This is a genomic window from Paraburkholderia sp. CNPSo 3274 (assembly GCF_024206475.1).
Lineage (GTDB): Bacteria > Pseudomonadota > Gammaproteobacteria > Burkholderiales > Burkholderiaceae > Paraburkholderia.
The window spans coordinates 40,832-62,313 of record NZ_JAMBPR010000053.1; the positions used below are offsets into that span (position 1 = coordinate 40,832).

22 protein-coding genes are annotated in these 21,482 nt (G+C 62.4%); 17 read left to right on the top strand and 5 right to left on the bottom strand.

Going from position 1 to position 21,482, the window contains the following annotated elements:
• Nucleotides 1–200: 200 nt before the first annotated feature.
• From M3I54_RS29935 to M3I54_RS29950, 4 genes are all read right to left on the bottom strand, one after another.
• Nucleotides 201–584 (bottom strand): response regulator, encoded by a 384-nt coding sequence (locus tag M3I54_RS29935; RefSeq protein ID WP_254342363.1) that lies wholly within the window; start codon nt 582–584, stop codon nt 201–203.
• 284 nt (nt 585–868) lie between these two features.
• Nucleotides 869–2,095, bottom strand: coding sequence for an ATP-binding protein (locus tag M3I54_RS29940; RefSeq protein ID WP_254342371.1), 1,227 nt, complete (start codon nt 2,093–2,095; stop codon nt 869–871).
• On the bottom strand, nt 2,095–2,508 hold the full coding sequence (locus tag M3I54_RS29945) for a hypothetical protein (protein ID WP_254342373.1): 414 nt from the start codon (nt 2,506–2,508) through the stop codon (nt 2,095–2,097). The genes M3I54_RS29940 and M3I54_RS29945 overlap by 1 nt, the downstream gene beginning before the upstream one ends.
• A 326-nt stretch (nt 2,509–2,834) precedes the next feature.
• Nucleotides 2,835–3,419: a response regulator transcription factor gene (locus M3I54_RS29950; protein ID WP_254342375.1), complete on the bottom strand. Its 585-nt coding sequence runs from the start codon at nt 3,417–3,419 to the stop codon at nt 2,835–2,837.
• An 886-nt stretch (nt 3,420–4,305) separates the two neighbouring features.
• Between M3I54_RS29950 and M3I54_RS29955 the strand changes: the two genes are divergently transcribed.
• The 17 genes from M3I54_RS29955 (at nt 4,306) to M3I54_RS30030 (ending at nt 20,753) form a co-directional block, all read left to right on the top strand.
• A complete protein-coding gene (locus tag M3I54_RS29955) occupies nt 4,306–5,292 on the top strand; it encodes a formylglycine-generating enzyme family protein (protein ID WP_254342377.1) in 987 nt (328 codons plus the stop codon).
• Between the two features lie 97 nt (nt 5,293–5,389).
• Entirely contained in the window at nt 5,390–6,292 is a 903-nt protein-coding gene (locus M3I54_RS45400; protein ID WP_375542233.1) for a sulfatase-like hydrolase/transferase, read from the top strand.
• A gap of 15 nt (nt 6,293–6,307) precedes the next feature.
• A complete protein-coding gene (locus M3I54_RS45405; RefSeq protein WP_375542234.1) occupies nt 6,308–6,901 on the top strand; it encodes a hypothetical protein in 594 nt (197 codons plus the stop codon).
• Between the two features lie 98 nt (nt 6,902–6,999).
• Entirely contained in the window at nt 7,000–7,863 is an 864-nt protein-coding gene (locus M3I54_RS29965) for a bile acid:sodium symporter family protein (RefSeq protein ID WP_254342379.1), read from the top strand.
• Between the two features lie 10 nt (nt 7,864–7,873).
• Nucleotides 7,874–8,335 carry a YidH family protein gene (locus M3I54_RS29970; protein WP_254342381.1) on the top strand — a complete coding sequence of 154 codons (462 nt, stop codon included), beginning with the start codon at nt 7,874–7,876 and terminating at the stop codon, nt 8,333–8,335.
• A gap of 690 nt (nt 8,336–9,025) precedes the next feature.
• Nucleotides 9,026–10,114: a sn-glycerol-3-phosphate ABC transporter ATP-binding protein UgpC gene (locus M3I54_RS29975; RefSeq protein WP_254342383.1), complete on the top strand. Its 1,089-nt coding sequence runs from the start codon at nt 9,026–9,028 to the stop codon at nt 10,112–10,114.
• Nucleotides 10,104–11,030 carry a carbohydrate ABC transporter permease gene (locus M3I54_RS29980; RefSeq protein ID WP_254342385.1) on the top strand — a complete coding sequence of 309 codons (927 nt, stop codon included), beginning with the start codon at nt 10,104–10,106 and terminating at the stop codon, nt 11,028–11,030. The genes M3I54_RS29975 and M3I54_RS29980 overlap by 11 nt, the downstream gene beginning before the upstream one ends.
• Nucleotides 11,027–11,890, top strand: a complete 864-nt coding sequence (locus M3I54_RS29985) for a carbohydrate ABC transporter permease (protein WP_254342387.1) — start codon at nt 11,027–11,029, stop codon at nt 11,888–11,890. The genes M3I54_RS29980 and M3I54_RS29985 overlap by 4 nt, the downstream gene beginning before the upstream one ends.
• Before the next feature lie 114 nt (nt 11,891–12,004).
• Entirely contained in the window at nt 12,005–13,336 is a 1,332-nt protein-coding gene (locus M3I54_RS29990; RefSeq protein ID WP_254342389.1) for an extracellular solute-binding protein, read from the top strand.
• Nucleotides 13,337–13,408: 72 nt separating this feature from the next.
• The gene (locus M3I54_RS29995; protein ID WP_254342391.1) at nt 13,409–14,920 is read left to right on the top strand and encodes an alpha-N-arabinofuranosidase; all 1,512 of its coding nucleotides are present in this window, start codon (nt 13,409–13,411) and stop codon (nt 14,918–14,920) included.
• 17 nt (nt 14,921–14,937) lie between these two features.
• Nucleotides 14,938–15,702 carry a FadR/GntR family transcriptional regulator gene (locus M3I54_RS30000; protein ID WP_254342393.1) on the top strand — a complete coding sequence of 255 codons (765 nt, stop codon included), beginning with the start codon at nt 14,938–14,940 and terminating at the stop codon, nt 15,700–15,702.
• Nucleotides 15,703–16,017: 315 nt separating this feature from the next.
• Nucleotides 16,018–17,151, top strand: coding sequence for a branched-chain amino acid ABC transporter substrate-binding protein (locus M3I54_RS30005; protein ID WP_254342402.1), 1,134 nt, complete (start codon nt 16,018–16,020; stop codon nt 17,149–17,151).
• 211 nt (nt 17,152–17,362) lie between these two features.
• Complete coding sequence (locus M3I54_RS30010) at nt 17,363–18,262, top strand: hypothetical protein (RefSeq protein ID WP_254342404.1); 900 nt, start codon at nt 17,363–17,365, stop codon at nt 18,260–18,262.
• A gap of 402 nt (nt 18,263–18,664) precedes the next feature.
• Nucleotides 18,665–18,850: a hypothetical protein gene (locus tag M3I54_RS30015; protein WP_254342406.1), complete on the top strand. Its 186-nt coding sequence runs from the start codon at nt 18,665–18,667 to the stop codon at nt 18,848–18,850.
• Nucleotides 18,847–19,092, top strand: a complete 246-nt coding sequence (locus M3I54_RS30020; protein WP_375542235.1) for a DUF6726 family protein — start codon at nt 18,847–18,849, stop codon at nt 19,090–19,092. The genes M3I54_RS30015 and M3I54_RS30020 overlap by 4 nt, the downstream gene beginning before the upstream one ends.
• 14 nt (nt 19,093–19,106) lie before the next feature.
• Nucleotides 19,107–19,937: a hypothetical protein gene (locus tag M3I54_RS30025; protein WP_254342408.1), complete on the top strand. Its 831-nt coding sequence runs from the start codon at nt 19,107–19,109 to the stop codon at nt 19,935–19,937.
• A 156-nt stretch (nt 19,938–20,093) separates the two neighbouring features.
• Nucleotides 20,094–20,753: a flagellar basal body L-ring protein FlgH gene (locus M3I54_RS30030; RefSeq protein WP_375542236.1), complete on the top strand. Its 660-nt coding sequence runs from the start codon at nt 20,094–20,096 to the stop codon at nt 20,751–20,753.
• A 496-nt stretch (nt 20,754–21,249) separates the two neighbouring features.
• On the opposite strand, the gene M3I54_RS30035 is transcribed toward M3I54_RS30030, so the two are convergent.
• Nucleotides 21,250–21,482, bottom strand: a 233-nt coding sequence (locus M3I54_RS30035) for a transposase (protein ID WP_254342412.1), incomplete at its 5' end; no start/stop codon positions are given.

Consider the following 21,482-nt stretch of genomic DNA (forward strand, 5'->3'; position numbering starts at 1 on the left):
CCGGCGTGGCACGACACGGCAACGGAAAACGGACGATGTGAGGAAAGCGTTCATCGGTGCATGCCGCTCCGGCGAACTGGGAGCACACAGCGACGAAGACATGGCCGCGGATTTTCGCATCTGATGCGGCACGCGCTCCAGGAAGCCGCCGCGCGCGTTCGACGTGACAATCGGACAAATGGCTTGATGCGCGCAGCGCCTCAGTATCCTTGTTGCATCGCATTGTCGACTGCGCCGAGCAGCGCAGCGCCGAGGAACGGCTTGATCAGCAACGCGTGCTGCCCGGTGCTTTTGAGTGCATTGCGCGTTGCGGGGCCGTCATAAGCCGTGATGAATACGGCAGGCGGTCGTGGCTGCCGCAGCGTTCCATAGAATGCCGGGCCCGATGCACCTGGAAGCTGAACGTCGACAATCAGGCAGCACGCAGACGACGCGCAATCGGAAATTCCACTATCCTCCGCACTCCGAAATGAAAGCGTACTAAACCCCGACAAGCGGAACAGGCGCTCAATCGCTCTGCGCAAGCCGCTGTCGTCCTCGAGAATCACAATCAGGTGCGGCTCCCCGTCCATGTGTTCACCCATACATTCATAGACCGAGTGTTGTACAGGCCTTCGCCAGGCGCCATAGGGATTTGGGGCAACCCCGCTGCTTCTCCTGGAAACGCGCGTGGACGCAACGCTCGCAATTGCAGGCCACTAGCGCATCGTTGTCCAGAACATGTGCCGCAGCCATAGGGACTTTGGGCAGTCCCGTTTCCCTTTGGGGCAATTCCGGGCGGACGGCTTTACCCTGCTGGCCGTTTGCCTCGCCATGTCGCTGGTCTAGGGCGGTTTGCGAATGTTGGAGGCAAGCGCCCAGGACAAGCTCAAGAGCAGGTTCTCGGGGCTGTGTTTCCAGGATGACTGGCCGTTGGAGCCCGCGGTTGTACGTGTGGCGCGCCGGCCGCATCCGCATCGGTCAACTCACTCGCGCAGGGCAGCCAGACCGTGAACACCGTTCCGCCACCGTCGCGCGCCGCCGCGCCGACACACCCGTGGGGCGCCTCGACGATCGAGCGGACGATAGAAAGACCCAGCCCCATGCCGTGCGGCTTGGTCGTATAGAACGGCTCGAACAGGCGCGGCGCCGAAGCAGATCCGAAGCTACAGCCGCGGTCGGCGACGGTGAGTTCCATGCCGTTGGCAAGCCGCTTCGTGCCGAGCGTGAGGATACGGCTGGATTGCCCGGTATCCTGCATGGCGTCCATCGCATTGATCGCGAGGTTGAGTAAGACTTGCTGAATCTGCACCGCGTCACCCACGATCTCGGCATTGCCGGCGTCGAAGTTCTCCTCCACGCTGATATTGCGCCGTTTCGCCTCTGGCGCGATCAGCTTCAATGCGCATTGCAGCGTGGCGTCGAAGGGAAGCGAACCGAAGGCAACACTCTGCTTCTGAAGCAGGCTACGCAAACGCTGCACCACCTCGCTGGCCCTCAATGCATCGCGCTCCACGTCGGAGAGGATTTCTCCGAGTTCGCCGGCATCGGGGTGCGAGGCCTTGACGAGCAGTTCCGCAGCGTCCGCATTACTCAGAATCGCCCCCAGTGGTTGCCCCACCTCATGCGCAATCGAAGCGCTCAACTCGCCCACCGTGGCGAATCGCGCTGCGCGCGCAAGCTCGCTGCGCCGTACTGCGACTTCGGCTTCCGCGAGCCGGCGGCTACGGCGTTGCGCAAGCAACGCGACGATCGTGAGGGTCTGTGCCAGCAGCACGGCAAGCGCAGTCAGCACGACGCCGCGGTATACGCGAAAAATCGATTTAGGGTAATCGATCACCCCGCAATCGGTGGGCAGGGCGGCGGACGAAAGACCATAGCGCTCCAGTTGCGTCGCGTTTGCCGTGCACCGTGCGGGCAATGGGGCGAACGTCGGCGCTTCGATCCGGCCTTGGTCGTTCAGGATCGACAGCGCTGCCTGGGCGGTCAATCGCCCGTTCTCTTCGAAGTCATACATGGCTCCTGCGGTCACCCCGCCCTCGAAATAGGTCGAATACCACGCGTAGATCGGTGGTGTTGCAACGCGAAGTCGGCGGCATGGGTTGCCCAGCCCCACTACCAGATCGATGCGCTGAGCCGCGTACTTTTTTTCAGCAGGGCAAGGAATTCGGGCGAGAGGTCGTCCGTGCCGAAGCGAAATCCGTCGATTGCGTCGAGGTAGACCTCCGCACCGTGCGGCGCGGACGTTTCCAGCATGTTTCTGAGGGCCTTGATCTGCACCAGTGCAGCCGGCTGTATCGGGTCGGCGCCGACGAGGATCACCACACGTGCGGGCTCCGCTGCAAGCGCTGGCACCGAGGCAAGGAGCAGGCCGGCAAGGATTGCCCGGCACAGCCTGTGCAAGTGCTTCCCGGCAACGCTGGCTCGCTTCATTACCGCCGCTGAAATAATGCAACGCACGGCGAGCACATCATTGAATCGATGTCCGCAAACATCCATCGACACGCGTCCAGGCACGCTAAGTGGCAAAGCGCTTTTCTCCTTTCCAGGCTGAGCCCATATTTATCGGCTGGATCCTGCCCGCCCTTCGCCTCTAATACGGGTTATACGCGAAAGCGCAATTTCGGGAATCTGGCAAACCGCGCAAGCAGCGATTCGCTCGCCTCACGGTTTGCCTTAAAGGGCGAGAAACTTTTCCGTCGCCCCCAGTAACAATGACATGCTTCGCCGGTTCAACTCGATTTACGCAAACGTGCCGGCGCCTAAATAGTATTGATCGACCACATAACCTGCCAGGCCATAAACATGCGATCCGGATAATGGACAGTGATTTTCAGGCCTTCGGCACGCTGCGCTCACGGCCGCATGCCGCCCTGCGCCGCTAGCGGCAACCCGTCCGCGCGCCGTAGTAACTCGGCCAGCGAATCGGCACCAAATTTATGCATGAGATCGGCGCGGCAGCTCTTGATGGTGCGCTCGGAGAGCCCCAGTTCCGCAGCAATCTGCATGTTGCGCCGGCCCGCGACGATGCCTCTCAATACCGTTCGCTCGCGCTCGCCGAGTCTCACTTCGTGCGCTAGCGAGCGACGCGTCGGGGCTTCATCCATACCCGAATTGAGCGCGGCCTCCAGCGCGTCGAACAACGCCTGGCGCTCGAACGGCTTGACGAGGAAATCCACCGCCCCAGCCTTCATCGCCTGTACGGTCTTGGGGACGTCGCTGTATGCACTCATGAACACGACAGGCAACGCGCGCGACTCGCGCCGCAACGCCTGCTGCAGTTCGAGGCCGCTCGGGCCGCCCAGTTGCAGATCGACCAGCAGGCAGCCGACCCATTCGTCGCGTTCGCTCACGAGAAATTCACCGGCCGAAGCGTAATCACGGACCGCATAACCTGCGCTGGTGAGCAGTCTTTTCAGGTGCCGAACGCATAGATTCATCGTCGTCGACTATATGAATCAACCTGGCGGATTGGCTATTCACAATATCACTCCATTGCTGATAAATGGATCCGCATTCGAATAACACGATTTGGTGGTTTCCCGCTGCTCCGACATGCAGCACGCCGTAGCGCATGCAATGCGTTATATCAATTTACCGGGCGATCGGTTTTCTGGCCGCGCGCACAGGATGGGAACCTCCGATAAACAACGCATTGCGCGTATTGGCGCAAGGCAACAATCCGTGGCTTACCGGGCATTTCGGTCGAGGCGATTGAATTGGCCATTTAGCGGTGCGCGGCCGTCAGCATCAGAAGCTGAGCGCGATCCCAAGCGAAGCGCCTGTTATGTCCTTGCCAAACGCGTAGCGACCCACGATCCGCAGTCGCGAAAACAGCTTTGTCACCGCACCCGTGTCGATCTCGATCCCGACACCGAGCGACGTCAAATGGAATCGCGCCCCGACTTCACAGACATCGTGGTCCTCACGCCTGAACACCTCAAAAGACTCCGACCATGCAGTGGTCCGGGAATGTCGGAATGCGAAACACGGAAGTTCCACCCGCGAGTTTCACGCATGCAATGGCGCGGTACCATAGGGAAACGGGGGCAACTGACGTTGCACAATCGGGCAGAGTTCGGCTCCGGCTGCCCATGATGCGATGCACATGTGTCGACCCTGAATTGCCCTGAGGGGCAGTCCGGTTGCCCTTTTTACCGATAGCAAAAGCGCGGGGCCGCTCCGATACTGAGCGCCGGTACGTTGCTTGCGTGGCGCGCGGCGCGCGGCGATCGCACGAGCACGCAGAGCGTCCGAGCCGCACTGTCCCGCCGTTTCAGCACTTTGCGAACTTACTGCCGACACAGTCCAACGTTCCGACTCATCATGGCCCATCCCGCACCTGAAGCGACCCACGCCACCTGTGACACTGCCTCGCCAGCTGAATCGCCGGGTATGGTCCGCATTGCGGGCGGCACGTTCCTGATGGGCTCGAATCATCACTACCCGGAAGAAGCGCCGGCGCACAAGGTGCGCGTTCGCGGCTTCTGGATGGATCGCCATACGGTGACGAACGACCAGTTCAAGGTATTCGTGGACGCCACCGGATACGTCACCTGCGCCGAGCGGCCGGCGAACCCCGACGACTATCCGGGCGCGCTACCCGAGATGCTGGAGCCGTCTTCCGTGATGTTTGCCAAACCCTCGCGCCGCGTCGACCTGCGCAATCACTACAACTGGTGGGCCTACACCCGGGGCGCGGACTGGCGGCATCCGCGCGGCCCGGAGAGCTCGCTCGAAGGGCTTGGCGACCACCCCGTGGTACACGTTGCTTACGAAGACGCGGCAGCGTATGCGCGCTGGGCGGGCAAGGATCTGCCGACCGAAGCCGAATGGGAATTCGCCGCGCGCGGCGGTCTGGACGGCGCGGAGTTCGTGTGGGGCGACGAGTTCACGCCGCAAGGCAGGCAAATGGCCAATACGTGGCAAGGCGAGTTTCCATGGCAGAACCTGGTGGAAGACGGTTACGAGTGGACCGCGCCGGTCGGTTCATATCCGCCTAACGGCTACGGCCTTTACGACATGGCCGGCAACGTGTGGGAGTGGACGAGCGACTGGTACCAGGACCACGGGAAGATCGTCAAGGCGTGCTGCACGCTGGACAACCCGCGCGGCGGAACCGTCGAGTCGAGCGTCGATCCGCGTACGCCACAGCTCACGATACCGCGCAAGGTGATGAAGGGCGGCTCGTACCTTTGCGCACCGAACTACTGCAGGCGTTACCGGGCCGCCGCCAGAATGGCGCAGCCCGTCGATACGTCCACGTGCCACGTGGGCTTTCGTTGCGTCGTGCGCGACAACGGTTCCGGTTGAATCCCAGAGGAGAAATGGCCTCTCGCATACCTGTCGGCGACGGGGTCCGGGGGAGATCCGCTACCGTCTACGGTAGCTCTACGCAAAGGAGTGTTCCATGGCGGGCAAAAGGAAACCTAACTTCCTGATCCTCTGGGGCGACGACATCGGCCAGTCCAATCTCAGCATCTTCACGAAGGGGATAATGGGCTATCGCACACCCAACATCGACAGCATCGGCGAGGATGGGTTGGTGTTCACCGACTACTACGGCGAACAGAGTTGCACCGCAGGCCGCGCGTCGTTCATCACGGGACAGTGCGGCCTGCGCACGGGACTGACCAAGGTCGGGCTGCCCGGCGCGCCGCTCGGCATGCGTGCAGAGGATCCGAATATCCCCGAACTGCTCAAGGATCTCGGTTATAGCACCGGCCAGTTCGGCAAAAACCATTTCGGCGACCGCGACGAGCATCTTCCAACGATGCATGGCTTCGATGAGTTCTTCGGCAACCTCTATCACCTCAACGCAGAAGAAGAACCGGAACTGCCGGACTATCCCGATCCCAAGGAGTTTCCCAACTTCCGCAAGAACTATGGCCCGCGCGGCGTGCTGCACTGCTGGTCCGACGGCAAGGGCGGCCAGAAGATCGACACCACGGGCCCGCTGACCAAAGATCGGATGAAAACCGTGGACACCGAATTCCTAGCGGCTGCAAAGGAATTCATCCAGAAAGCGCACAAGGAGGACAAGCCTTTCTTCCTCTGGTTCAACACCTCGCACATGCATTTCCGTACGCATATCGAGGACCACATTCGCGGCCAGGCAGGTCGTTGGCAGTCCGAATATCACGACTGCATGGTCGAACACGACAAGCATATCGGCGAGATGCTCGCGCTGCTCGACGAACTGGGCATTGCCGACAGCACGATGGTCATGTACAGCACCGACAACGGTCCGCACATGAACTCGTGGCCCGACGCCGGCATGACGCCGTTTCGCAACGAGAAGAACTCCAACTGAGAAGGCGCGTACCGCGTGCCCTGCCTCGTGCGCTGGCCGGGGGTCATCGAGCCGGGCACGGTGTGCAACGAGATCGTGAGCCATCTCGACTGGCTGCCCACCATCGTGGAGGCAGCCGGCAATCCGGACGTCAACGAGGAGCTAAAGAAGGGCTTCAAGGCCAACGGCAAGGACTTCAAGGTGCATCTGGACGGCTTCAGCCTGCTGCCCTACTTCACCGGCAAGGCAAAGAAGCCGCAGCGAAAGGGCTTCTTCTATTTCACCGACGATGGCGACCTCGCGTGTCTGCGATTCGACAACTGGAAGGTCGTCTTCATGGAGCAGCGCACGACCGGCACGCTGAAGATATGGGCCGAACCGCTTGTCACCCTGCGCGTGCCGAAGATCTTCAACCTGCTCACGGACCCCTACGAGCGGGCCGACATCACATCCAATACCTACTACGACTGGCTGCTCGATCACGTATTCATCCTCGTGCCCGCGCAGGCCGGCGTGGCAGAATTCCTGCAGACGTTCAAGGAATTCCCGCCACGCCAGAAAGCGGCCAGCTTCGGCGTGGACCAGGTGGTCGAAAAGATGATGGACGCCGCCGGCGGCGGCCATCGCTAGCGTGCCTTCGGGACGTGTTTTAATGCGTTAGTGCGTTAGTGCAGCCCCCGGGTGGCGTTCGTCTGCGCGCCGCCCGGGGGTTCATCGGCAGGATATCCATGGACGCCAAGGCCCTGATTCTCCTCGCGCTCCAGTGCGCCATTGCGGGCACGGTCTTCACCTACGGTCTGCAGGCAACGCGCGACGACCTCCTTTACATCGCGCACCGCCCCGGACTACTCCTGCGCTCGCTCATCGCCATGCTGGTGATCATGCCGCTCATCGTGGTTGCGTGCGTGTATTACCTCCAGTTGCCGCAGCCGACCGCGGTCGTGCTGATCGCGCTCGCCATCTCCCCGGTGCCGCCGTTGTTGCCGAGAAAACACAAGAAAGCAGGCGGCGTCGCGCCCTACGGCCTCGGTTTGCTCGTCGTGCTCGCGCTGGTTTCGATCGTCACGGTGCCGCTCTCGGTAGCGGTCCTGAAATGGCTCTTTGCCGAGGCGCTAGCTGTCGAGCCAGTTGCGATCATGAAAATCGTGCTGACCATGATCATCGCCCCCCTCGCGGCGGGCATGCTGGTCTCGAAGCTCGCCCCGGGCGCGGCGCAGCACCTGCTCACGCCAGTGCGGCTCGTGGCGACGGTGCTGCTGTTCGCGGGCATACTCGCCCTGCTGGCGGGCACCTGGCATGCAATCTGGTCAGTCACCGGCCACTGGACGGTACTCGCCATTGTTGCCTTCGTGATCGCGGGGCTGACCGTCGGCCACTGGCTCGGCGGCCCCGAACAAAAGCACGCGTCGGTACTTGCACTGTCCACCGCGTCGCGCCATCCCGCCATCGCGCTGTCCATCTCCGCGGTCAACTTTCCCGGCGAGCAGTTCGCGCCGACGGTCGCGCTCTATCTCATCCTCTGCACGATTCTGGCCATTCCGTACGTGAAATGGCAACGCAGCCGCTCGGCCCCTTCGTCCGGCTCGCCCTGAAGGAAACGCCATGCCCACCCCTCACGACCGCGAAACTGCCTCCATACCGGACACCGATTTGTCGGCGCCCCTGAAGCCCGACGAAGGCACACTACAAACGCGGGCGCGCACCTCACTCGCAATCGAGCGCACGTTTCTCGCCGCCGAACGCACGCTGATGGCGTGGCTGCGAACCGCGCTGTCGATGATCGGCTTCGGCTTCACGCTGGCGAAGTTCTTCGAGTACGTGGAGAGCCAGAAGGGTGCGCCCATTGTCGGGCACTTCGGTGCGACCTGGTCGCCACGCGCGGTCGGCACGACCATGGTCGTGATCGGGACCGTGGCCTTGCTGGTCGCAGTCGTCCAGCATAAGCTCCGCGTCAACGCATTGCGGCGAGAGGGACTCTTGCCGCAGTGGAATCTCGCTTACTGGGTCGGGATTGCCGTTGCCGCGCTCGGCGCATTTGCACTCGGTACGCTGGTGCTGGACTGATCTTCGATGGGACATGGCGGCCCCATGCCCCGCCTCGTCACGCTCAGACATAGACCCTTGAGCCGCCCTGGCGAGCATCTGCGCGAGAGACGCGCAATGCGCCTGCGGTACGTCAACAACGAAAAGCGAATCGCGAACCGCCCGCGCGAAGTCGAAGCGCCCTTCCAGCCATCCATCCGACGCTGCCTCTGAGGTCATCACGATATTGCGCCTATTGGCACTCGGGGCAACCCGTTTTCCCTTAGTGACGACGGACTGACATTTAATCTGGATACCAAATCAATTGCCAAGCGATCCGTGTTCCCGCACTGCATTGTTACGCGCGCCGACATTGCGCCGCCCTCCCCGTTCTGATAGGTGTGTGTTACCAGCATAAGCGCTACAGTTTGCATTGAGGGTGCCCCCGCGTCCTCTCTTCACGTCTCCTCAAACCTCTTGCCCGCCTTGTGCGGGTATTTTTTTGTCTTGGCAACGGATTGCACCGCCCACGCGCATGCGACACGCAATTGCCTGGGATTCCTTTCCATAACACCCGGCGAAATCGGCACTCCCCATCGACGCAATTCGCATAAAACCCATTATTTGGGATACCGGATGATCAGTGTTTACACGAATGGGTTAAGGTGCCGCTCTTTTCATAATATCAACGCACTAAAAGCGGCGGTACGAGACTACTCCACAGGAGGCACCGTGACGGGCATCCGACTGAGCGGCGTAACGAAGCGGTATGGCGAAACCGAGGTGATCACCGGCCTCGACCTCGACATTCAATCCGGTGAGTTTCTTGTCTTCCTCGGCCCTTCGGGCTGTGGGAAATCCACCTTGCTGCGCATGATCGCCGGGCTCGAAACCGTGAGCGACGGCCAGATCAGCATTGGCGAGCGGCGCGTGAACGACCAACCGCCTGGCAAGCGCGGCGTGGCGATGGTGTTTCAGCACTACGCGCTCTACCCGCACATGACCGTGTACGACAACATGGCGTTCGGCCTGCGCAATACGGGCGTGAGCGCGGGCGAAGTGGACCAGCGCATCAACGAGGCCGCACGCATGCTCGAACTCAGCCCGCTGCTGCAGCGCCGCCCTGCTCAGCTTTCGGGCGGCCAGCGCCAGCGCGTTGCAATCGGCCGCGCCGTCGTCAAGGAACCCGAAGCATTTCTGTTCGACGAGCCGCTCTCCAACCTCGACGCCGCGTTGCGCGCCCGCACGCGCCTCGAGCTTGCGCGCATTCATCAGCGCCTGCACTCCACCATGGTGTTCGTCACGCACGATCAGGTGGAAGCCATGACGCTCGCCACGCGCATCGTCGTCATGAACCGCGGGCGTATCGAGCAGATCGGCGCGCCGCTCGACATCTACAGGCGGCCTGCCACGCGCTTCGTCGCGGGCTTCATCGGCACGCCGGCCATGAACTTTCTCGATGTCGAGCCCACTGGCGACAACGGCGGCCGGCTGGTCGTCGCTCTGCCGTTCGACGGCGTAGAGGCGCCCACCGCTATTGCCGCGGCGAGCTTGCCAGCGGGAAAGCTCACGCTGGGCGTGCGCGCCGAACACGTGCTGCTCGACCCGCAAGGGCCGCTGGTCGGCCGCGCCGAAGTCATCGAACGGCTAGGCGATCGCTCGCTCGCGCATGTGAGCATGCCCAACGGTCAATTGCTCGTGGCCGAGTTGCCGCGCGCACGCGAGCTCGAAATCGAGACTGGCGACACCATCCGCATGAGTCTCGATGCGGCGCACCTGCATGTATTCGATGAAACCGGCAAGGCCTGGCATGGCCTCTAACCGCTCGCTCGCCATGCCGCTGCCGGAAACGCGCGAGGGGCGGCGGCGCAACCTGCGCGCGCCATGGTCCAATGCGCTATTCGTGCTGCCGTTCCTCATCGTCTACGTGCTGTTGCTGATCGTTCCGTTGTGCTTTGGCTGGTGGCTCAGCCTTGAACGCGTGGACCTGCTCGCCGGCACGAGCGAGTTCATCGGCATTCGCAACTATCTCGATCTCACCCTCGATCCGATTTTCCGCGGCGCCCTGCGCAACACGTTCTACTTCGTCATCCTCACGGTTCCTGTTTTCGTGCTGCTCGGCCTCGCGCTCGCGCTGGTGCTGAACCGACCCGGCCGCTTCGGCGCGGCGCTGCGCGCGCTCTTTTTCGGCTCTTCCGTGTTATCGGTCACAATCGTCACGCTGGTCTGGAAACTCGTGATGATGCCCGGCAACGGCCTGCTCGCCGACATGAGCCACGCGCTCAATTTTCCGGAATTCGTTCCGCTGATGCACGAGGCCACCGCGCTGCCCGCCATCGCCGTCGTCACGGTCTGGTGGATCATGGGCCTGCCAATGATGCTATTCCTGGCCGCGCTCCAGCAGATACCGCAGGAGCTTTACGAAGCCGCGGCGCTCGACAGCGCCTCGCGCTGGCGCACATTCACGAAGATCACGCTGCCTTCCATCTGGCGCACTGTTGCGCTCGTGGCCGTGATCGAAGCGGTGCTGCAGTTTCAGTTGTTCGGCCAGGCCCAGTTGCTCACGGACGGCGGCCCGAACAATTCCACACGCCCGCTCGTGCAATTTATCTACGAAACCGGCTTCCGCCAATGGTCGTTCGGCTATTCCGCTGCAGCGGCGCAAGTGCTGTTCGCGCTGATGCTGATCGGCGTGGTTGCGCAGGCCTGGCTTCTGCGCAAGAAGGAGAAGGCATGAGCACGCTCGCTTTTGAAACACGCTCGCGCGGCTCGCTAACGGGCCGCATGGGCGACCGCCTGATGCTGGGCGCCGTGGTCGTGCTCGCGCTGCTTTGGATCACCCCGCTCGTCTGGGTGCTGTGCCTCTCGTTCAAGCCGAATGCGTTTCTCGAACAGCACACCGACGTGCTCTTTTCGGCGCCCTTCACGCTGCAGAACTACACGAACATCCTCAACACCTCGGCGGTGGGCGGGTGGCTCGTCAACAGCCTCATCGTTTCGATCGGTCAGACGCTGCTCACGCTCGTGATCGCCTCGCTTGCGGGCTATGGCTTCGCGCGCACCGAGTTTCCCGGCAAGCGCTATCTCTATGTGCTTTGCCTCTGTGGTCTCGCGGTGCCCGAGCAGGCGCTCGTCATTCCGCTGCACCATATCTTCGCCACGCTCGACTGGCACAACACCTACGGCGCGCTGATCCTGCCGCGCCTCGCCTCGCCGTTCGGCGTGTATCTCATGACGCAGTACTTCAAGGCCGTGCCCATCGAGATCGAAGAGGCCGCCTTGCTCGACAATGCTTCGCGCTTCAAGGTGTTCTGGCGCGTCGTGCTGCCGCTGTCGCTGCCGGCGCAGGCCACGCTCGCCATCTTCACGTTTCTCAGTGCGTGGAACGACTATCTCTGGCCGCTCGTCTCCGCATCGAAGCCCGAGATGTACACGCTGACGATCGGGCTCGCTTCCACGCAAGGCAATTTCGCGCAATCCGAGGGCATTGGCTACCTCATGGCACAAGCCGTTTTCGCCGGCTTGCCCATTTTCGTGCTGTATCTGTTCTTCCAGAAGTACATCGTGGCAGCCGTAGCTGGCACCGCGGTTCGATAGGCGGTGACCCCAAAGCACGTATCGACCGGTCGCCTTTGATTCGCAGTACAAATAAAACGATCCACTGGGAGCACGTGAACAGCGTGCCAGCGGGGTCTTGCACAGGAGAGAGACATGAGAAGATCGTTGGTACGCGGCGTACTCACGCTTGCTGCGCTCGGCCTCGCGGCGACTTTGACGGCTCCGGCCCAAGCCAAAACGGAAATCACGCTGTCACGCTTTTTCGGCGCCTGCGACGCCGAATACGGCAAGGTCAACGACGTGAGCCAGGCCTCGGGCGAGTGCGGCATCATCACCACGCTCGTGAACGAGTTCAACGCGACGAACAAGGAAGACATCGTCGTAAAGCCGCAGATCATCGAGTGGGCGCCCTACTATACGCAACTCGACGCGCGCATTCTGAGCCGCGACGTGCCCACCATCTCGGTCATGCACGAGGCCGTGCTGGGCGACTACGTGAAACGCAATCTGGTCGAACCGCTCGACGACGGCTTCAAGTCGGTCGGCGTGGACAAGGGCGATTTCACGACCCAGGCCCACCGCGCCGTGACCTTCGGCGACAAGACCTATGCGCTGCCGTTCGACACGCATTCGTGGCTCTGGCACATCAACGTGAACCTGTTCAAGAAGGCGGGACTTGTCGACGCGAGCGGCAAGCCCATCCTGCCGAAAACGCCCGACGAACTGCTCGCGCAAGCGAAGCAATTCAAGGACAAGACGGGCCTACCCTACTTCGCTGTGCCGATCGCCAATGAATCGGCTGCGCAAACGCGCACGTTCGACACCTGGGTCTATCAGCAGAACGGCACGCTGTTCCCCAATGGCCCGACGAAGATCGACATGCACACGCCGGCCGCCACCAATGCGCTCACGCTCTACGACAAGCTCATGAAGGCGGGCGCGATCACGCCGGGGCTCGACTACGGCGCGGCCAACCAGGCCTTCGAAAACGGCCAGGCGGGCGTGCTCATGTGCGGCACGTGGATGATCGAGGACTTCACGAATCTTGCGAAGAAGGCAGACTCTCCGCTTGCCAACGGCTACGACGTGGTGCCGTTCCCGAATCTGTATCAGAAGAAAGCGGTGTGGGCCGACGGCCACTCGTGGGTCATGCTCAAGGGCAGCGCGAAGGACGAAAAGACTCGCCACGCCGCGCTCGTATTCCTCAAGTTCCTTTACGACCATGACGGCGACTGGGCGCGCACCGGCCATCTGCCCGCACGCCAGTCGATCATCACGAGCGCCACGTTCAACGCGCTGCCGCATCGCTCGGAAATCAAGGAAATCTCAACCACCGGTTACGCGCTGCCCAACACAGTGCCGCGCCAGTTCGCGATCCAGCAGATCGTGGGCGAGGAGACCAGCAACATGCTCTCGACCGGCAAGCCGGTGGCCGACGTGCAAAAGGAAGCCGAACAACGCACCAACGCCCTGCTCGCGCGATAAAGCCACCGGAGCCGCGCCCGCCCGGCGCGGCCGCATCACTTCACACAGCTACAGGATGGATAGAGGAACACCATGATCGCTTCCCGCCTCATCGTCGATCGCGACTTCGTCATTTCCGAGCTCGACCGGCGCCTGTTCGGCGTCTTCGTCGAGCACATGGGCCGCTGCGTGTACACCGGTATTTTCGAGCCTGGCCACCCGGACGCCGACGAGCGCGGCTACCGCAAGGACGTGATGGCGCTCACGCGCGAACTCGGCCCGACGATCGTGCGTTACCCAGGCGGCAATTTCCTTTCGGGTTACAACTGGGAAGACGGCGTGGGCCCGCGCGAGAAGCGCCCGCGCCGCCTCGATCTTGCCTGGTACTCCACCGAAACCAACCAGTTCGGCACGAACGAATTCATCGAATGGTGCCGCTCGCTCGACATCGAACCCATGTACGGCGTGAACCTCGGCACGCGCGGCCCCAACGAGGCGCGCCGCTTCGTCGAATATTGCAATCATCCGGGCGGCACGGCGCTCTCCGACCTGCGCCGCGAGCATGGCTATGAAAAGCCCCACGACATCAAGTTCTGGTGTCTCGGCAATGAAATGGACGGCCCATGGCAGATCTGCCGCAAGACCGCGGAAGAATACGGGCGCGCCGCGCTCGAAACGGCCAAGCTCATGCGCTCGGTCGACCCCACCATTCAACTCGCGGCGTGCGGCTCCTCCACGCACGAAATGGCCACCTATGGCGCGTGGGAGGACCGCGTGCTCGACCATTGCTTCGAGCAGGTCGATTTCATTTCGCTACACACTTACTTCGAGAACCGGCGCGACTCGACCGCGGAATTCTTCGGCAACATCGAAGTGATGGATCTGTTCATCAAGGAGATCGTCTCGGTGGCGGACAGCGTGGCCGCGCGCAAGCATTCGTCCAAACGCATCATGCTTTCATTCGACGAATGGAATGTCTGGTACAAGGCGCGTACCATCAACGACCTGCGCAAGCCGGGCTGGCCCGAGGCGCCGCGGCTCATCGAAGAGGTCTACAACCACGAGGACGCGCTCGTGGTGGGCGGCGCGCTCATCACCATGATGAACAATTCGGACCGCGTGAAAACCGCCTGTCTCGCGCAACTCGTCAACGTGATCGGGCCGATCATGACGGAGCCTGGCGGCCGCGCGTGGCGCCAGACCATCTTCCATCCGTTCGCGCAGGCCTCGAAATTCGGCCATGGCCGCGTGCTCAAGCCAGTAATCGATTCGCCCACCTATGAAGCGGAAACCTTCCCGGAGATCCCCTATCTTTGCGCTGCGGTCGTGGACGATCGCACCACGGGCACGACGACCCTCTTCGCGCTCAACCGCCACCTGAGCGACGAAATGGAACTCGATGTCGAGCTGCGCGGGCTCGGCAAGGAACGTACGCTCGATCACGCGCTCGAGTTGTATCATGCCAACATGAAAGCGGTGAACACGGTGGAAGCGCCAACGACGGTGGCGCCGGCGGTGAACAACGCCGTGTCGGTCGAGGGGGAACGCGTGCGCGCGAAGCTCAAGCCGGGCTCGTGGAACGTGATTGTGACGACCGCCCGATAACACAGCACGGACACGCTGTGCACGACGTCCATGAAGGGGAAGTGATGTTCGAGCGCGAACCGATCGTTGGCAATATAACAACGCAGATCGCCAAGATTATCGGCATGCGCGTAGTCTCGGGCGAGTTTGCGCCTGGCGACGCGCTGCCGGTCGAAAGCGAACTGTGTAGCGCCTACGGCGTGAGCCGCACCACGCTGCGCGAAGCCATCAAACAGTTGGCGGGCAAACGGCTCATTGCCGTTTCGCCCAAAATCGGCACACGTGTCCTGCCCTTCTCCGACTGGAACCTGCTCGACCGCGACGTGCTCGCGTGGCGCCTCAATGCGCAGTTCGACTCGAAGATCGTCGAAGACATATTCGAAATGCGCATCTGCTTCGAGCCGCGCGCGAGCTTTCTCGCCGCGCGCCACGGCAAGGAAGAGACATTCCAGATCATCGAGCGCCGCTACCTGGAACTGGCGACCGCTTACGGTCAGTCCGCCCAGCATGGCGCCTCAGACATCCGCGCGGCGGCTGACGCGAATCTCGAGTTCCATCTCGCCATCATCACGGCCTCGCAGAACGGCATGTTCATCACGATCGGCAACGCCATCAAGGCCGCGCTGCGCGTGTCGTCGGAAATGATGCAGCGCCAGGCCGCGAAGCCTAGCGAAGATCTCGAACTGCACGATGCCGTGCGCAGGCACATCGTGGCGCGCGAAGCCGACGCCGCAGCGGCTGCGATGACGCGCCTGCTCGAGCAGTCGCGCGACCGGATTCTGCGTTATACGATCGCGCCTTGATGAGCGCAGGCGCGCGCACCCGCGCTGTGCCGATTGCACCACCCTCTGCTTCGCACGGCTTGCGCGCCGCCGCTACCCGTGTGCACCCTGGTCGGCCTCCCCTTCCAGCCACTATGCAGAAATCGTCACGAGTCGCACCCTAATCGACCAAGACGCGCCTATTTTCGCTACCTAGACTCCATCCGCCGATCCCGCCACGTTACGCGGCAACGCGAAACTCAGAGGCGTGTTCCGCAACAACTCCAGATCGCACTCGCCGGCGCTGAAGCACGGAGCGTCCGGCGTGCCCAACATGCACCTGAGGGGAAGTGAAAAGTGAAATTGAAGGTAACGCACTCCGCACTTGTAGTCGCCTTGGCATTTTCATGTGCCGCCGCGCACGCCGATGTCGTCAAGATTGGTTTTGCAGCGCCGCTGACGGGCGCGCAGTCGAACTATGGCACTGACATGCAGAAAGGCGTGCAACTGGCCATCAACGATTTCAACGCCACGCATCCCACCATCGGCGGCAAGCCCGTCTCGTTCGAGCTCGACTCGCAGGACGATCAGGCTGACCCGCACACGGGAACCGTGGTGGCGCAACGCCTGATCGACGACGGCGTCAGCGGCATCATTGGCCACTTCAACTCGGGCACCAGCATTCCCGCCTCGGATCTGTACAACCGCGCCGGGCTGCCGCAAATTTCGATGGCGACCTCGCCGGTGTATACCGCGCGCGGCTACAAGACGACGTTTCGCCTGTTGACGAGCGACGCGCAGGCTGGCCGCATCGTCGGCTCGTATGTCGTGAAGACGCTGCACTACAAGCGCATTGCGATCATTGACGACCGCACTGCATACGGTCAGGGCATTGCCGACGAGTTCGCGAAGGCTGTCGAGGCCGCCGGCGGCACGGTGATCAAGCGCGACTACACGAACGACAAGGCGCTGGACTTCTCTGCAATCCTGACCAACCTGAAGGGCCTCAATCCGGACGCCGTTTTCTACGGCGGCGGCGACGCGCAATCGTCGCCGATGATCCGCAAGATGCGCCAGCTTGGCATCAAGGCGGCGTTCGTGACCGGCGAAATGTCGCGCTCGCCCACCTTCCTCAAGATCGGCGGCAGCGCAGCCGAAGGCGCGATCGTGTACATGGGCGGCCTGCCGAAAGAGAAGATGCCCGGCTTCGTCAGCTACGCCACGCGCTACAAGGCGCGTTTTGGCGAAGACCCCATCACGTACTCGCCATACTCGTATGACGGCACGATGGCGCTTCTCACCGCGATGAAGGACGCGAACTCGACCGATCCGAAGGTCTATGGTCCCTACCTCGACAAGCTGTCGATCAAGGGCGTGTCGGCTGCGACGATTTCGTATGATTCGACCGGCGACCTCAAGGATGCGCCCGTGACCATCTACAAGGTCCAGCACGGTGATTTCAAGCCGGTCGACACGATCGCGGGCAATTGATGTCGTTCGCGGGTCCATGACGGACCCGCCGAAACCGCGCTGATCGGCCTCGGCCATCGGTGCGGATTGGCGCGTCTCCCGCGTGGCCCCGAACGCTTGCCCCGCGTGCCAGATCGCCCGCATCGTGTGTTCCCGCAATCGGGCATGGCCGTTGCGCCCACGCCTCGTACGTGGCGGCACCGCCGCCCGTCGAAAGCGAAGGGAGACAGTCATGAGGCAAACCGTATTGGGCATCTACGACAGCTATGGGAGCGCACGTTCCGCGCAAAAGGCACTAGGCGACGCAGGCGTCGCGCAAGCCGATATCGCCATTTACTCGATGTCGGTCGAGGCCGCCGTGGAAACAGGGCCGCGTGTGTATGCCCCTGGCGCGAGCGATGCGGGGCAACACGCGCCGGTGTTCGATCAGCTCGAACGCTTGTTCGCGCGGCTCTTCACGCACGGCGCGTATCCGCCGGAGACCGAAGATTACCGGGAGTTCATTCGCCGCGGCGGAACCGTCGTCAGTGCGGACGTTTCCGAAATGCAGGTGAATCTGGCGCGCGAAGTGATGCGCAGCGCGGGCGCAGCGGACATCGAGGAACGCAGCAGTGCCTGGCACAACGCTTCGTCGGGCATCGCACCCTCCCGGAGCACGGCTCGAGCACCCGGAAATTTTCACGAGACATCGCCCGAGGCGGCGGCCGAAACACGGTATGCGACATTTTCTTCTGCAGTGCCAACCGTAGTCACGGGCATGCAGCAGGTCACCACACGCGCAGCAACGGAGCCCGAACGAACCTCGAGCGCGGCCAAAACGCAGCGGACATCGGCGAGAGGCCTGGTGGGCGATCCCGTCATGGGCACCCCGATCGACGAAGCTTCCTACGAGACGGATGTCCGCAAAGACTATGACGCAAATTACGCGAACTCCGGGATGTCCTACGAGGAGTATTGCGCAGCTTATGAGCACGGCGCAACGCTTGGGCAAGACGAACGGTATCGCGGACACGACTGGCAAGGGATTGAGCCGAGTGCTCGCGAGGATTGGGAGTCGCGCTACCCGGAAAACGGCTGGGAAAGATTCAAGGCCGCCGTGCGCCACGGCTGGGAACGCATGAAGGGGGTTTGACGCCGCCTGCTTCCACCCGCTTTTACCGGCTTTCAGGCTGCTGACCCAAGCAGCCTGAAAACGCGCGCTCAATTCACTCGCCCTCCCCTCCCAATACACGGCGCACGCAAATCGCGTTTGTCGATTTTCTTCCTTTCCAGCCCAATTCATTGGGCGCATCAGCCGCTCCTCCGCGGCTCCTCCGCCGTATTCGCCAGTCGATCTTGCACATTCGTATACGCCTGGAAGGACTCGTAAGCGATTGGCCAAAGGCCACGCTGATTCCTGCTTCATGCAAACGCTCTGGAAGCGAAGATTTGCCTCGCCGCTCGCCGATTGCCCCCCGATCGGCGTAAGGCGGGGCGCGCTTCCCCCTTCTCGGCGCGCCCCTTTTTTTGTTCCATTGCGCCAAGGAGGCCCATCATGACCAGTCCTATCGGTTCGAGCAGTATCGCGCACACGTCCTCGTTGACGACACCGGGCGAAAGCCGCAGCACCAAAAATTCCAGCACGGGAAGCACCGCCGGCAACCCCTTTCCGCAGCAGGAAACCGTGCATCCGGCCACGCCGGTCGGTCCGCTCGGCCACAACATCAATACTTCCGCATGACCACTTCGCTGTCACGGGAGCCTTCGACGCAGCGCTCGCCCATGTGCCTGACACCCCGGTCGTCAACGCATCTGGTGCGCGCCGCGTCGGCTATTGCCCTCGCCTGCCTCGCCCTGCCGCTCGACGGCTGTGCGGTGGTGGCCTTTCCATGCCGGGTTGCATCGGCCACGCTGAAGATCGTGCCGCTGGTCGGTCACCCCGCAGCTGTGCCGTTCGACGCGTGCGCGGCGGCAGTCGACTGATCGAGGTCCAGCCGATGAAACGGGCGTCATTGATCGCTTTCGTTTTGAGCGCGACATACCTGGCCGCGCCGCTCTCGCCCGCGCACGCGGACACGCACTACGAAGGGCACGTGCAAGCGTACGTCCCGCCGAAGGGCCCCGCACCAGCGAACCCGCCGAGCGCGGCAAGCGCAGTGAATACCACGAGCGTGGCGCTTGCGGCAAGCGCCACGAAACCGCCCGCACCGGCGGCGAAAAAACGGCGGCCAGCGCCTGTTGCACCGCCCGCCCGTCCGCGCGCTCCGGCGCCGGATGACTCGCCCTTCGCGTTTCGCGGCATTTCGCTCGGCACACCGCTGAGCGCGCTGCGGCAAACGGACATGGTGCGCGCGACGCCGCACGAGAGCGAGCTGCTTTGCGAGACCGACGTCGCGGGCAGCGACATCGGCATGATGATCAAGAGTTACACGAGCCAGACGGTCGCCTGCCGGTGGGCGCACCACACGGCGCAGGGCTGGGCGCCCTCGCGTGCGGTCGTGGACGGCGTGCCCGCGGTGGACCATATCCTGCGCTTTGCGCACGCCTCGGCCGGCGACCCGCTGCGACTTTATGAAATGTCGTTCGTCGTGGACTCGACAACGGCATTCGACCTGCGCGACCTGCTCGCCTCGCGTTACGGCGCGCCGCGCGTGCTTGGCGCTTCTTCGCTGCCGCTGCTCGTGTGGGAGAACGCAGCGAGCACGATCACCATCTGCCTGCTGCCCGACAGCCACCGCGCGACGCTCACATACCTGCTCAAGCCCGCCCCGCTGCGCGCGAAAGGCAGCGAGAAGACGCTCAAGCTCAGCCAGTTCGACGAAGGCTGAAACGGTGCACGCCAACCTGTCGCCCGGACGAACTCAACGAATCCGCTGAATTCGCTAAATCCGATGAATCACTCTTGCACCCGCCCCTCCGCCATGCCATTCGTTCAATCGGAATCGTCAATTTCCAGTGCATGCCGCGCGACTCGTTCGAAAGGCCTGCCGTACGTGTTGCTGTGTGCATCGCTCGCCACGGCTCTGGCTGGCTGCGCGACGCCGGAGTCGATCGTCAACACGCCCATGACGCCGCCGCTCGCGGAACCGCTGCTGAACGTCAATACCAGCGGCTCGATCTATCAGTCGGGCACCGCCATCTCGCTGTACGAAACGCCGCGTGCGCAGCGAATCGGCGACGTGCTCACGATCCGGCTTTCCGAAACCTATAGTGGCAACGATGTCGCGAATGCCGCCGCGAAGCGCGACAGCAACATCACGGCCACGGCCGCCGACCAGTCGACCGGCGCGGCGGCGCGGCTCGCGCGCCTGTTCAATATCGGCTCGGCTTCGACCTCGTTCAACGGCAGCGGCAATCACTCGCTTTCGAGCGACATGACCGGCACGCTTGCCGTCACGGTCATCAGCAAGACGCCTACGGGCAATCTCGTGGTCTCGGGGGAGAAGATCATCGCGATGAGCGGTGAGCATCAACGGCTGCGGCTCTCCGGGATCGTTAATCCTAACGATGTGGAGGCCGATAATTACGTTGAGTCGGGGAAGATTGCTAATGCCCGGATCGAGCAGGTGGGGCGTGGGTTGCTCAATGATGCGACTACCGTCGGGTGGTTGCAGCGTATGTTTCTTAGTGTGCTTACGTTTTGAGTTTTTTTTAATTGTTCTTGGGCGTTTTCGCGCTTTCGCGTTTTCGCGTTTTCGCGTTTTCTTGTTTTCGCGTCGGTATGCAGGCGTTGCCCCTGTGCGGGGCGGCACCTACTTTCTTTGCCGCGGCAAAGAAAGTAGGCAAAAGAAAGCCGCTCACACCGCCAGTGCCTGTCCCCTTGCACCACTCGCCGTCATGGGTAGTGGCTCCGGAGCGTCTGTCGCCTCGCACCTTCCAGGTTAGTGACAAGGCGCTCATTCATCCCGCTGCTCGCTACGCGCGCTGCGGATGGGTCTGCTCGGGAAACCAGAGGGCATTGTCAGCCCCAGCGAGAATGCACCCGCCCCAATGGTTTTCGGTTATGCCCTTCGGCGCGCGTAGCGCCGCCGGAAGGATGAGCGCCTTGTCACTCCGGTTGTGGGCGAGTGGTGACAGACGCTCCGGAGCCACTACCCATGACGGCGAGTGGTGCAAGGGGACAGGCACTAGTCGACTGCGTCATTGAAATGGCACTGGTCGAATTCGCCGCGATGGATCGTCATACTTCCATTTAATCGGCTTGGGATTCTTGTTGTGCTCGCGGATATAGCGCATCAGCTTGCGCTCCAGATCCTTTACCGTGGTGAAGATACCTCGCGCAATCACGTCGCGCTGGATGCGCGAGAACCAGTTCTCCACCTGATTTAGCCAGGAGGTATAGGTCGGCGTGTAATGCAACCGCACGTTTCGGT

Excerpts from the sequence above, each read along its gene's own strand:
- M3I54_RS29935 (WP_254342363.1), bottom strand. The coding sequence starts at position 584 with ATGGGTGAACACATGGACGGGGAGCCGCACCTGATTGTGATTCTCGAG.
- M3I54_RS29950 (WP_254342375.1), bottom strand. The coding sequence starts at position 3,419 with ATGAATCTATGCGTTCGGCACCTGAAAAGACTGCTCACCAGCGCAGGT.
- M3I54_RS29955 (WP_254342377.1), top strand. The coding sequence starts at position 4,306 with ATGGCCCATCCCGCACCTGAAGCGACCCACGCCACCTGTGACACTGCC.
- M3I54_RS45400 (WP_375542233.1), top strand. The coding sequence starts at position 5,390 with ATGGCGGGCAAAAGGAAACCTAACTTCCTGATCCTCTGGGGCGACGAC.
- M3I54_RS29965 (WP_254342379.1), top strand. The coding sequence starts at position 7,000 with ATGGACGCCAAGGCCCTGATTCTCCTCGCGCTCCAGTGCGCCATTGCG.
- M3I54_RS29970 (WP_254342381.1), top strand. The coding sequence starts at position 7,874 with ATGCCCACCCCTCACGACCGCGAAACTGCCTCCATACCGGACACCGAT.
- M3I54_RS29980 (WP_254342385.1), top strand. The coding sequence starts at position 10,104 with ATGGCCTCTAACCGCTCGCTCGCCATGCCGCTGCCGGAAACGCGCGAG.
- M3I54_RS29985 (WP_254342387.1), top strand. The coding sequence starts at position 11,027 with ATGAGCACGCTCGCTTTTGAAACACGCTCGCGCGGCTCGCTAACGGGC.
- M3I54_RS29990 (WP_254342389.1), top strand. The coding sequence starts at position 12,005 with ATGAGAAGATCGTTGGTACGCGGCGTACTCACGCTTGCTGCGCTCGGC.
- M3I54_RS29995 (WP_254342391.1), top strand. The coding sequence starts at position 13,409 with ATGATCGCTTCCCGCCTCATCGTCGATCGCGACTTCGTCATTTCCGAG.
- M3I54_RS30010 (WP_254342404.1), top strand. The coding sequence starts at position 17,363 with ATGAGGCAAACCGTATTGGGCATCTACGACAGCTATGGGAGCGCACGT.
- M3I54_RS30015 (WP_254342406.1), top strand. The coding sequence starts at position 18,665 with ATGACCAGTCCTATCGGTTCGAGCAGTATCGCGCACACGTCCTCGTTG.
- M3I54_RS30020 (WP_375542235.1), top strand. The coding sequence starts at position 18,847 with ATGACCACTTCGCTGTCACGGGAGCCTTCGACGCAGCGCTCGCCCATG.
- M3I54_RS30025 (WP_254342408.1), top strand. The coding sequence starts at position 19,107 with ATGAAACGGGCGTCATTGATCGCTTTCGTTTTGAGCGCGACATACCTG.